This is a genomic window from Bifidobacterium sp. ESL1133 (assembly GCF_058107325.1).
In genome coordinates, this window is the sequence record NZ_JBYLUI010000002.1 from 359249 (window position 1) to 370941 (window position 11693).

At 58.4% G+C, this 11693-nt stretch carries 10 protein-coding genes; 5 read left to right on the forward strand and 5 right to left on the reverse strand.

The features are described 5' to 3' along the window. Positions 1-7: 7 nt before the first annotated feature. From AC3B5A_RS03615 to AC3B5A_RS03635, 5 genes are all read right to left on the reverse strand, one after another. Complete coding sequence (locus tag AC3B5A_RS03615) at positions 8-1165, reverse strand: App1 family protein phosphatidate phosphatase (RefSeq protein WP_489760434.1); 1158 nt, start codon at positions 1163-1165, stop codon at positions 8-10. Between the two features lie 88 nt (positions 1166-1253). Continuing rightward, positions 1254-1715 carry a glycine cleavage system protein GcvH gene (gcvH, locus tag AC3B5A_RS03620; protein ID WP_489760412.1) on the reverse strand — a complete coding sequence of 154 codons (462 nt, stop codon included), beginning with the start codon at positions 1713-1715 and terminating at the stop codon, positions 1254-1256. 163 nt (positions 1716-1878) lie between these two features. Next, positions 1879-3423, reverse strand: a complete 1545-nt coding sequence (locus AC3B5A_RS03625) for a L,D-transpeptidase (protein WP_489760411.1) — start codon at positions 3421-3423, stop codon at positions 1879-1881. Between the two features lie 132 nt (positions 3424-3555). Further along, entirely contained in the window at positions 3556-4404 is an 849-nt protein-coding gene (locus tag AC3B5A_RS03630) for an alpha/beta fold hydrolase (protein WP_489798976.1), read from the reverse strand. Between the two features lie 172 nt (positions 4405-4576). Then, complete coding sequence (locus AC3B5A_RS03635; protein WP_489760410.1) at positions 4577-5194, reverse strand: DUF4916 domain-containing protein; 618 nt, start codon at positions 5192-5194, stop codon at positions 4577-4579. 224 nt (positions 5195-5418) lie between these two features. On the opposite strand from AC3B5A_RS03635, the gene trxA reads away from it, so the two are divergent. From trxA to AC3B5A_RS03660, 5 genes are all read left to right on the forward strand, one after another. Further along, positions 5419-5772, forward strand: coding sequence for a thioredoxin (gene trxA, locus AC3B5A_RS03640; protein WP_489760409.1), 354 nt, complete (start codon positions 5419-5421; stop codon positions 5770-5772). A gap of 123 nt (positions 5773-5895) precedes the next feature. Further along, positions 5896-6885 (forward strand): resuscitation-promoting factor, encoded by a 990-nt coding sequence (locus tag AC3B5A_RS03645; RefSeq protein WP_489760408.1) that lies wholly within the window; start codon positions 5896-5898, stop codon positions 6883-6885. Positions 6886-7281: 396 nt separating this feature from the next. Further along, positions 7282-8958, forward strand: a complete 1677-nt coding sequence (locus AC3B5A_RS03650; protein WP_489798919.1) for an MDR family MFS transporter — start codon at positions 7282-7284, stop codon at positions 8956-8958. 474 nt (positions 8959-9432) lie between these two features. Beyond that, positions 9433-9669, forward strand: coding sequence for a hypothetical protein (locus AC3B5A_RS03655; RefSeq protein ID WP_489798921.1), 237 nt, complete (start codon positions 9433-9435; stop codon positions 9667-9669). Then, positions 9626-11693, forward strand: a 2068-nt coding sequence (locus AC3B5A_RS03660) for a hypothetical protein (protein WP_489798923.1), incomplete at its 3' end; no start/stop codon positions are given. The genes AC3B5A_RS03655 and AC3B5A_RS03660, both read left to right, overlap by 44 nt.

Sequence of the window (11693 nt, forward strand, 5' to 3'; positions counted from 1 at the left end):
TGCCCGATTATAGCGCGACTTGGCGCAAATACGGGAGCATGGTTTTCATGAGGTTCGCACCGGTTGCGCCGGTGAACACCGGCACATCAGTCACCGGCATTGGTTCGGTGGGAGCAAGCCCCGCCACCCCACCGAGCGGCGAGGCTTCCTTGGGAGTCAACTGGCGTATGGCAACGGCCAGTATGCGCCCCGGATATCGTTTGGCCACGGTGGCGTATGTGGAAGGGTCACGCTGCCCGTCATCTCCCACCAGGATGAACTTCATGTCAGGGAAATCGGCCATAAGCTGATCGAAGAATTCGAGTTTGTGCTCCACTCCGGAAGGCACGAAGGTCTTGGGGCGAGGGTCGAGGTCGCGCAGCAGAAGCGGGCCGGCCGGAAAACCGTGGTCGGTGATGAAATGACGGATGGAACCTTCCACATTCCATGGCGAAGTCGACAAATAGAAGAAGGGGGCGTCGGGAAAGATGTCGGCGATTTTGGCGAACAGCGCGCTCATACCGGGCACCGACACACGTTTGCGGGGATTGAGCAGCAACAAGTTATAGGCCGCTTTGAGGAGGCTGGGAGCCTGCGTGATCATAATGGTGTCGTCCACGTCAGAGATAACACCGACTTTGGTGCCCGGCGCGACGACGAACAAATCGGAAAGCGCGGCAGGGCGCTTATCAAGCGTGTACGAAACACGATGCACGCCAGGCTCCATGCCCAGCTCGGCCACCAAATCAAGGTAGCCGGAGGAGTCCGATACGGCAACATCCGGCCCTTGGCGGCGAGAAGGCTCCACTGGGTCGTAGATTTCGGGGACACCTACCTGCACGGTGGTGACGGGCATGTCATCGATGGCTATATTGACGCGTACTTCGGGAGCCGGCACTGCCAGCATGCCGCGTATGCCGCGCATCATGGCTCCTGCCACGCCGTTTCTTGGTGCCATGACGGTACGGCATATCAGCCGTGCATAGTAGCTGGTGCCATACCCCACATAGGGTTCAACACGCGGATACCAGCCGAGTGAGCGCGTCAGACGCCCCGAAAACCTCACCCACCAGTTGAAGATGCCGGTTATGGCCTTTCGCTCCAACTGCACCGAGACAGGAACCAAGCGACCGTTGACAGTACGCGGCACCGAATCGAAACTCGTGGAGGTACGATGCACGCGGATGGTGCGGCGCCGTCCTCTGTGTTCCTGACGTGTGGGGTTCGTATCGTTCGTGTTGCGCTCGCTCACATGCCCTCCTGCCGAGCCTGACTTAGCCCAGTTTATTGATCAGGCGGGCGTACTGGTCTCCGTCCAGCAGCTCGGGTTGGTCGTCGTCTGGCTCAAGCTTCACTATCCAGCCTTCACCATAGGGGTCGTGGTTCACCAGTTCAGGATCGTCCGCCACTGCTGCGTTGACATAGCGTACCGTGCCCGCCATCGGGGCGATCATCGGCTGTACCGCCTTGGCGCTCTCCATCTCGACCAATTCATCACCGGCCTCGACACGGTCTCCCACTTGCGGCAAGTCGAGGAACACGAGATCGCCCATCTGCTCGGCACCGTATTCGGTAATGCCCAAAGCGAACAGGCCGTCAAGATCTTCCACCCACACGTGGTCGTCCGAATATCCCAGCTGATCGGGGATGTCAATGCTGGTAGCCGCAGCCTGCACACCGTCCGCGGTCTCTTCGCCCTTGCTTTCGCTGTTCTCGTTCATGTTCTCCTGTGCCATGCCTGTCCTCCACATATCGGCTTGTTTCACGGGTGCCTTCAGTCTAACCGAAGGTCAGGTACACGAGCGCTCCCCAGGTCCGACGCGAGTACCTCAGCCCGATGCCCACTGCCAGAGTTCGTTCGAGCCTTATGCATCTGCAACAGCCGCGACCGTCTCGTTGTCAGCGCACCGCACCGGCCGGCTGATCACCCACCACCTGCACGAACGTGCCCTTCGGGCAATTGTCGTAAATCCACTTGGCATCGGCCTCATTCATGTTGACGCATCCGTGGGAGCCATAGCCCGCAGGGTTGCCGGAGTCAATGCCCACATGATTCCAATCGGCGGTATGGAACCCTTGCCCGCCGTTGAAATAACTCACCCATTTCACGCCCGGCGAGAAGTAGTCACGCCCCCTCATGTCCTGCACCTTGTAGGTCAGATAGATGAAATAGTCGCCATTCGTGGTTTCCTTGTCGCCGTTCTTGCCGGTGCACACGGGGAAGGAACGCACCGTGTCTGAACCGTGATACACGTTGACCATCTGCGCGGCACGATCCACCACGATGCGGTAGTGCGTCTTGCGCTGCTGCACGTCGAACTTGGTGACGTCGGCGGGAACCGTCACGTTCATGGGCTGTGCGTTGGTCAATGCGGAAACCATCTGCTTCGACACGGAGTCGACGTCCTTGATCGTCACCCCGTCCACGCCTTGCGTGGTAGTGCCCAGCATCGTGTTCGTGTCGTCTTCCACCACGTCCACCTGGCTCACCATGCTCCGATTGAGACGCTTGGGCAGCGTGGTGTTCATATAGTCGCCGATGGCGGCCTTGTCGTAGGTCAGGTTGATGACGTTCTTGTCAAAATCGGCTTCCGGTTTGATCCATGCGGCCACCTGAGGTCCGGGAATCTTGAACGCGGTGCCGTTGCCGTTGTCGACCACGAACTGGTTGCCCAGCCTGACATTGGCCTGCGTGGCCGCCTGTGTGGCCGCCTCCACTGAAATGGGCATATTGTCGGTGTGATAGGAAACGCGCGCCTCGCTGTGACTGCCCAGGTCGCTCAACACGTTCTGCACGGAGCGTTCTACCGGTTTGGTGTCCACCGAACGCCCGGCGTTACCCTCATGAACGAGGAACATGCCTTTGCTACCGTCAAAGCTGATGGATGAGGGGTGCGCCTGCTCGGAGTCAGGCACGAATGCGCCGTTCACATAGCTGCTGAGCGTGTATGTATCCACGTTGACTTTCGGCTCCACCTTGCACTTGGACAGCGGATTGAGCCGCACAAATATGTTGCCGGTTTTGGCATCGAGCGCCCTGCGTGAGGTCTGCTTGACATCGACACTCACACCCAAGTCCTTGAGCGAGGCCTTGATACTGGTTGAGCCGTCGGAAACCTTGACATAAGAACTAGCAACCTGGTGTTTGACGGTGTCTTCCACCTGGTCACCGCTCTGCCCGGCCAGTGATGTGGAGCCAATGCTCACTCCTGGCGCCGTCTTGCCGCTATAGTGCGCGCGCATCGCAAAAAACGACACCACCAACGCTGCCATCACCAGGACGCCCAGCACCACAGCGACAAGACGCCACTTCACACCCGAGCGGTGCCCCTGATCGGATGGTTTCTCCCCAAGCGCCGCAATATCGGCATCGCTCAGCTGCTGCACCGGCTCAAACTCACCATAACCGTCGTCAGCGTAGCCCACGTCACGTCCCTTCGTCATACCGTCACCGCTGCATGCTGTATGGCCGCAACCGCTCCACCACTATCGTCCAATATCAACGTACCGTTTCAGTATAAAGGCATCGTCCATACAACAAAGTTCGATAGTATGCTCAGCGCCAAGACAGCACGGTCAGCTCGCCTGCTGTACGCGTTTCATCACCTCAATCAAAGCGCGTGCCACGATATCGGGATGTTCGACGGCGCTGAAATGCCCGCAATCTTCGATTTGCGTGAACACAGCGCCATCCTGCCCCATACGTTCAGCGAGCGGCTTCATGGCACTGGGTGGGCTGGACGGGTCATTCTGCCCGCTCACCACAGCCGAGGGGGCGGTGACAGAGGGAAGTACATCGTTCAAATCGGGACGGCCGGCCGCCATGCACTGCCGCCATGCCACGCCTGCGGGAGATTGGCGGTCAATCCAACCAGACATCTGCTCCTGGAACCGCTCGCCGCGCTTCACACTCGAATCACCCTCCTGCGGGCGTGCAAAATGCATCACCGGTTCCACGCTGTGACTGTTCAGCGCTGCGGATGCCACGCCGAGCCGCTTCGTTCCTCCGTCCGCGTCGGCACTTGCCGTCGTGTCGCACAGCACCAGACCGGCTACCGCTTCGGGGTGTCTGCGCTGCACGTCCAACGCCACATAACCTCCCATGGAAAGCCCCACCCACACCGCTTGGCGATACCCGGCTTTGCGCAATAGCCCCACGTAGGCATCGCTCATCGCGTCCAACGCCTCGGGGTATGCTCCCGACGTTTCTACGCGGCCTGTCTGGGCGGAAGAAGGAACAGGACTTGCCCCGGCTCCCGGCATGTCAGGCGCCCAGAGCGGGAAAGAGGCAACCCCGCACTCATCAGCCAAGTCAATGATGTTCGCAGCACACTCATCCCACATGTGGTGGTCCACCGGGAAGGCATGGATCAGCACCATCGGCACACCGCTGCCACCTCGGTAGATGGTGTTGTGCAAGGTCATTTCAGCAGGTCTTCCCAAGATTTCATCCCCACCATCAACCTCTGTGATTACGTCGGCACCGGCACGGCTGCGTCCTGCGTTGCGCATATTCATTTGCATCCCTCCATCATCCTGTTATATCTCTGTATATCACTTACACGTCTTACACGAAGCCCACGCTAAGCCAATGCGGTCAGAGCACACCCGCCCAACTCAACGCCTGCCGCAGTATCGCACCGTGACCGGCCGCCATCTGGTCGATCAACGTCTTCACCTGTCCCTCGGCCACGCTGCACCATTGCACATCAAGCCCCTCATTGCGCGGCTTGCAGTCGCCTGAGATACACACCATGTAGCACAGCGCTATGGCATGCTGACGTGGATCGTAATATTCGGAGATTCCCGGGGTCGGGAAGAACTCGGCCACATTGAAGGGCTGCAAGGTTGCCGGCAGCAGCGGCAATGCCAAATTGCCCAGGTCTTTGGCCACATTGCGAGCAATGGCTTCACGAATGGTCTCGTGGAACAGCACGCGGCCGGTGATGAGGGTGCGTTCCACAGAACCGGTGTCCTGCACGCGCACCAAAGTACCCACTTCAGTTACTCTGCCCAACGCATCCTGACGCACTGGCACCACTTCGACGTAGGCCACCGGCATCTGCCGGCGCACCTGATCGATGCAATCTGCAGAAAGCCACCCGGGAGGATTGCCTGAACCGCTGATAAAGTCCTCAGGCGTAATGCCCTCGAACTCACCGCGGTTTTCGCCCTCGAACGCGCCGTCAGGGACTTCATCATGTAATACTGGCATATTCCCATTATTCACCCAAGTTCGGGTAAGGGCAAGCCGCCACCACGCAACAAAGCAGAATGGGAGCAAGACAGAATGAAGCAAACCGTGCTGTTCCTCTTGCAGCTTAGGCATATGGTGGTCGCACGAGCAAATCTGCGGTACTGTGGAGGGGAATTCATGGGTTTCGAAACGGCGACGAATGCCGCACTTCACGAAACACATATCGGCGAAAGGATACAGACATGGCTACACAGAACCTGAACGCGGCAAACTTCGAGCAAACACTGAACGACAACGAGATTGTGCTCGTGGACTTCTGGGCCACGTGGTGCGGCCCGTGCAAAGCGTTCGGACCCATCTATGATCAAGCCAGCGAAGAGAACAGCGACATCGTGTTCGGCAAAGTCGACATCGACCAAAATCAAGACCTTGCGCAGGCTGCCGAAATTCAAGCCGTTCCCACGTTGCTCATCGCCAAGAAGGGCCAGGTCATCTTCAAACAAGCAGGTGCCCTACGTGCCTCCGACCTCGACGATCTCATCGCTCAGGCGCGTGCTCTCGACCTGAACGCCGATGCGCCGACAACTGAAAAATAGCGGGTTTTCTTCCTCTTTTCCATGCACGCAGCTAGCATGAACTGTTGAGTTGCTGCTGGCAACGGTGTCATAAGTGCGGCGCTGAGGCCGGCAAGATACGAAAACGATGTTTCGAGGAGAACGATGGCAAACCACCGCAAGGAAGTTAAGACTCTGAGTTCGCTGAGTAAACGGCAGTGGATCAAGATGGGCAGCATCGTGATGGCAATCGTCGTCGCGCTGAGCGCAGGCATCATATGCATGCATGTACACAACACCAAGAAGGCGGCACAAGAGGCCAAAGTGGCCGAGGCAACCGCTTTCTCGGCCACCGGCCCGGAGGCACGAGGTGTGGCCGACCGTGGCTCCGCCAAAGGATCCACATACGTCACCGTCACCATCAACGGTAAATCCCGCGCGGTGATCGGCACGCATTTCACCACCATCAAGTCGGTGCTGGAGCAAGGCAACATCACACTTGAGCCGGGCGATGCCGTACACCCCTCCTTGGATTCCAAAGTCAAGGAGTCCACAACCATCACGGTAGAGCGTACCGGCGCAGACTTGCAGACCGCGGACTCCCCCATCCCCTTCAACACCGTGCGCAAGGAGACCAAGGACCTGCCCAAGGGCCAGGAGAAGGTAGAGAGCGAAGGCCAGGACGGCGTGATGGAGACCACCAGCCTGATCACACGTGCCGGCGACCAGATCACCTCCAGCAACATCTTCACTTCCGCCGTCAAAACCGCCCCGGTCGATCGAGTCATTTTGGTGGGCACGGGAGCGACCGCCACCATCTCCGCGGCAGACAAGAACATCGGCACCACCACGCCTGTCGGCGAAATGCAGCAGTGGACGCACGACTATCTGCTCTCCAACGGCCACAGCGAAGCCGACTTCACCGCTACCGTCTACATCATCTCCCACGAGTCCGGCTGGAGGGTCAACGCACAGAACCCTTCGGGCGCCTATGGTCTGCCGCAGTCCCTGCCCGGCAGCAAGATGGCAAGCATGGGCGCTGACTGGGCCACGAACTACCAGACCCAGCTCAAGTGGTTCTTCAACTATTGCAACGGCAGGTACGGCAGCATTCAGGGTGCCTACCAATACTGGCTGTCACACCACAACTATTAGAGCGTGAATGTAGTTCCTAGCGCACTCCAGTCACGGCAGACAACGGCGGAATCCATTTCGGGTTCCGCCGTTTTTCATATGCGCATGCGTTCGTCACGCACTTCTTGCGCAACGTCGTGATGCTGCACGAAAGTTCCTCGTGCCCATAACACGATGGCGCTGACACCTTTCAACGGCATATGACTACACCATCACAAGTCCACATAAAAATTGAGTCAGCCTATCGCGACATGCTCCTGCACACGAAATCAACCGTGTATAATGGCATCTGTTTTCGATATGACGAAACAGCCCATGCGTGGCAAACCAAGCCAGCGCTCGCCTGATTGCCGCCATGCGTTTGCATATATGTACCGGCCCGTAGTTTGTGATAATAGAAAGAAGTGATGAGTCACCGTGCGTGAACAGCATCCACAAGTCGCGAAACGCAATATCTCCACCCCTCTTGGCAGCGGGGAGACCTATGCGAATGGGCATCTCACCCATGCCGCATTCGTTTCCATTGCCATTCTTACCTTCATCACCTTTATCGGCAACTTCACCCAGCTGCAGCTCAGCGCCGCACTGCCCACCATCGTTTCGGAGTTTCATATCAGCGTGACCACCGGCCAGTGGCTCACCTCCATCATCCAGCTGGTACAGGGTGTGATGGTGCCACTCACCGCGTTCCTCACACGCCGTTTCTCCACCCGCCAAATCGTCATCACTTCCATGACCGTCTTCACGCTCGGCTCGGTGCTGGCTTGGGTGGCACCTGTCTTCCCGCTCGTGCTGCTCGGCCGTACGCTCGAAGCCATCGGCTCGGGTGTGATGTGGCCGGTGCTGCAAATCACCGTCTTCTCCATCTACCCGCTGTCCAAGCGCGGCGTGGCTATGGGCACCGTGGGCATGGCCATGAGCGTGGCTCCGGCCATCGGACCTACGTTCGGCGGATGGCAGACCGATTCCACCGGTTGGCGCTCCATCTTCCTCACCCTCACCATCGTGGGTGCCATAGCTCTGGTGCTTGCCATTTTCGGACTGCGCAACTTCTCACAATCCGACAAGCTTGCCAAGGCCGACTTCTTCTCCGTCATACTTTCCATCATCGGGTTCGGCGGTCTGCTCTACGGCTTCACCAACATCGAGACCTATCCCTTCTCCAACCCGCAGGTGTGGGCCGTCATGCTGGTGGGACTGGTCGGCATCGTCTGGTTCGTCACGCGCCAGATCAAGGGCGCTCGCCGCTTCCGCGAGGAGGTGAGCAGGTTCAACCGTGCCAACAACATCGACACCGAGAACCGCGACGACGCTCTCAGGAAAATCAAGAACCCTGATACCATCAAGGCGCTGCGCAAGATTCAGCCGCCGCTACTCGACCTGAACCCGTTGCGCAACCGTAACTTCCGCATCGGCACCATCACTGCCGCCATGAGCTTCTTTGCGTTCAGCTCCATCACCGTCATCATCCCGCTGTACATTCAGGATGACCGCGGCTACTCAGCCACCATCTCCGGCCTGGTGATGCTGCCCGGCGCGCTCGGCCAGTGCATCGCACAGTTCGCAGGCGGCCGCCTACTCGACAAGTTCGGCGCACGCCCAGTGGCTCTGTACGGCTCACTGACGCTATTCATTGGCACCGTGATGATGAGTTTCATCGGCTCGGACACGATTATCTGGTGGGTTTCCATCTGCCAGTTCATCCGTCAAATCGGCATGGGATTGGTGCTCATGCCTGTCACTACATGGTCACTCAACTGTCTTGAGCCACGTGACGTTTCAGCCGGATCGGCGGTGACGAATACCGCCCGGCAGATTTCCGGCGCCATCGGATCGCCCGTGCTGGTGATTCTTATGGAGCAGTTCACCGCCATGCGTCAAAGTTCCCTGGGTACCGGCCACGCAGCCGCGATCGCGTCCAGCATTTTCGGTGTTCGTATGTCACTGTATGTCAGCTCCGCCATCGCCTTCGGCATGGTGATGATCGTGTTCTTCGGCGTGACAGGCAAGGGTGCCGGCTCTGCGCGCGATATGACCCAGCGGGCGCTGCACAGTATGCACCACCACATCGGAGACATCGTGCACACGTCATGAGGTTCACATGTGCGCGACATGTGCATAGTCAGGGGCGTTGCGGTACCGATGTGGTGTTGCAGCGCCCTTGTTTTATGCGAGATGGATTGTACTGTGCCTATTGCTCCGCCAGCCTTCCCACGTACGCACCTCAAACCGTCGCCTATCCTCTCTCAGCAGAGGCTTGCCGTGATCTTCTGCAGTTGTGGAAACCTTGATATACACACATGTTGATATGTGTCCAACTCAGTGGATAGGCGGAAAAACAGTTATCCACCAATATTGTTAATAGACAGCGTCTTTGCTCTATGCAACGTATATGCATCATTTGTCAATATTCATTAGTACCATAGGTCACAGCATGATTGCGCATATGTGTTTTGCGAGTCCTGCAACACAATAGAAGACTTTCGCGCGGCATCAACCGAGAACACCGGTGCCCAGGACGAAACACAGACAATACACGGCACAGACAGGGATTAAGAGGACGCACACATGAGCACACTTCCCACCACCACGAGTAGCACTCGCCGAACCAGTGCGGCACCGAAGTCCGCACGCACGCACCTCGTTGCCGGCATCGCCGCCGTGGCCACCCTACTTACCGCCTTCGCCGCAGGATCGGCAGCATATGCCGGCAATACCTCCAGCGAAGCTCAAGCGTCAGCCGCGCAGACCCAAAACGGCAATGACATTACCCCCCCCCAGCAAACTTGGCACGTTAGGAACTGAACCAGCTTCCTCCATTCAAACCAAAGACGGCACCACCGTCAACGCCATCAGCTCAGACATCACCCTCCTCAAAGGTGAGACCACTACCATCCAACCCGCCAGTCAAACACTTGCTGCACAGGAGCATCAACGTCTCGGCGCAAAGGGTTCGTTCAGTGTCAATGCCAGCTCCCTTGCAGTTGGCAACTCGATTATCATTGCCTCCATCGTCCACACCACCACCGCCCCATCCGGAGCAAAAGCAAGCCTCTTGCCCGACGGCGGTTCCGCCACCATCAAAGACACCGCCGGAGACGAAGTCGGCACCGTCCAATACGACAAGTCACTGAATGCGCTCACCTTGCAGGTAACGCAAACCAGCAGCAACATCGGCACGGAAACATTCTCGTTCACCGCCACGTGGCTTATGGTCATCAACTGGGCAACCGAAGCCGCGGCATTGCGCGCCCTTCCATTCGACAACACCCTGTCCGTGCGCAGCTATGTCAACGGCGCAGCAAACGGAACTGTGCGCACCTACGGATTCCACATCAACGCACTGCCCAATCTCATAGATGCCACCCAGCTGCCCAACGACAACGTCCTCTACAACACCGGATCACAAACGTTCAACATTCCCGACATCAGATACCACGAGCACATCCAATCCGACAGCCAACTGACGTACATGAACAACACCGGAGGCCAACTCGGCAGCCTGCCGGAGAACGACGTCAAGCAGAACTTCCAAGTCAGCGCCGACAACCAATCCATAACCCCCTGGCTTTATAAATATAACCTCGGAACCTACTATGTGTCCGCACGCAACAACAAGATCCAGGGCAGCCTCGGCTCGGCCGTCACGACCTTCGACGAGCCAGCCACCACCAACAGAAACGTGGGCTGGACGAACGCAGGCGACAACATCAGCCAAGTCGCGTTGAGGCAGCAGGCCGATGCCACCGGCAAGACCGTGGCCATGTATTCCCGTCAATCCGACGGCAGCTACCGGTGCGCCATCACCGTCAAGTTCGCCGACACCGTGCTCACCAACGCAGAAATCGAAAACAACGTGCGCAAATCCAAGGATTCAGCGTCTCCCAACAGCAATGTTGACGCCGACGTGCAAGCCACCATCACCTATTACAACGGCATCCTGCACCGCGGCGCAACCTCCATCGAACTGATACCGTTCTTCAGTCTCTCCGACCAGTACGCCAAATCCACACTTACCTACAAAGTGTTCAATGATGCCGGCACTCAGATCAACACATCCAACGGCACCACCTCACTGGTCGCCACGACCCAGCCGGTGATCATCGCAGCAACAGGCCAGACGATGGTGAAGTCCCACCATCTTGGCCTCGACGGTACGCTCATGAGTCCCGTTGCCGCCACCGCGGGCGATCCGACCGGTAAGGCGAATAGCATCACTGGGGTCAAGGGCACCGCTTCCGCTCCTGCCACACCCACCGACGTGGCCGGTTACCGACCGTTAACCGTCGCAGATTTGAGCTCGCTGACCGCGGCACAACGGCAAACCATCGCTTCTACCCTCGGCACCACGGACTCCAGCGTTGCAGGACTGACCGCCCTGGCCAACAAGAACAGCGGTAAAACCGTCTGGGCCACCGGCAATGTGACTGTCCCCTACCCAGGAGAAACCGGACGCTCATACAATGCCAGCGGTGACATCGTCGCCGCCGGCACCGCTGGCAGCAGCACCGGTTGGGGTACCACCGACGTGTACTACTTCTACACCTTGGCCACGCAGAAACTCAACGTACATGTCATCACCGTTCCCTGCTACGCCAATTCTGCAGATGCTCCCAGCGGTAAGGACTGCGACGCTGTCCCCGGCAACGGCACCAGCTGGCAACCCTCCGACGGCACGGAAGACATCAGCCGCAGCGAAACGTTCACCGGACTCTCCGGCACCACCGCCACCAACACGCTCACCAAATACAGCGTGCAACTCGGCGGCAAAGACCACCCGGTTAGCCTCAGCGCAGGCCTGCAGCAGCTTGCCCCCGGCACCGACAGCA

Bases quoted from the DNA above. Each gene is read 5' to 3' on its own strand.
- gcvH (WP_489760412.1), bottom strand. From the start codon at position 1,715: ATGGCACAGGAGAACATGAACGAGAACAGCGAAAGCAAGGGCGAAGAG.
- AC3B5A_RS03625 (WP_489760411.1), bottom strand. From the start codon at position 3,423: ATGACGAAGGGACGTGACGTGGGCTACGCTGACGACGGTTATGGTGAG.
- AC3B5A_RS03630 (WP_489798976.1), bottom strand. From the start codon at position 4,404: ATGACCTTGCACAACACCATCTACCGAGGTGGCAGCGGTGTGCCGATG.
- AC3B5A_RS03635 (WP_489760410.1), bottom strand. From the start codon at position 5,194: ATGCCAGTATTACATGATGAAGTCCCTGACGGCGCGTTCGAGGGCGAA.
- trxA (WP_489760409.1), top strand. From the start codon at position 5,419: ATGGCTACACAGAACCTGAACGCGGCAAACTTCGAGCAAACACTGAAC.
- AC3B5A_RS03645 (WP_489760408.1), top strand. From the start codon at position 5,896: ATGGCAAACCACCGCAAGGAAGTTAAGACTCTGAGTTCGCTGAGTAAA.
- AC3B5A_RS03655 (WP_489798921.1), top strand. From the start codon at position 9,433: ATGAGCACACTTCCCACCACCACGAGTAGCACTCGCCGAACCAGTGCG.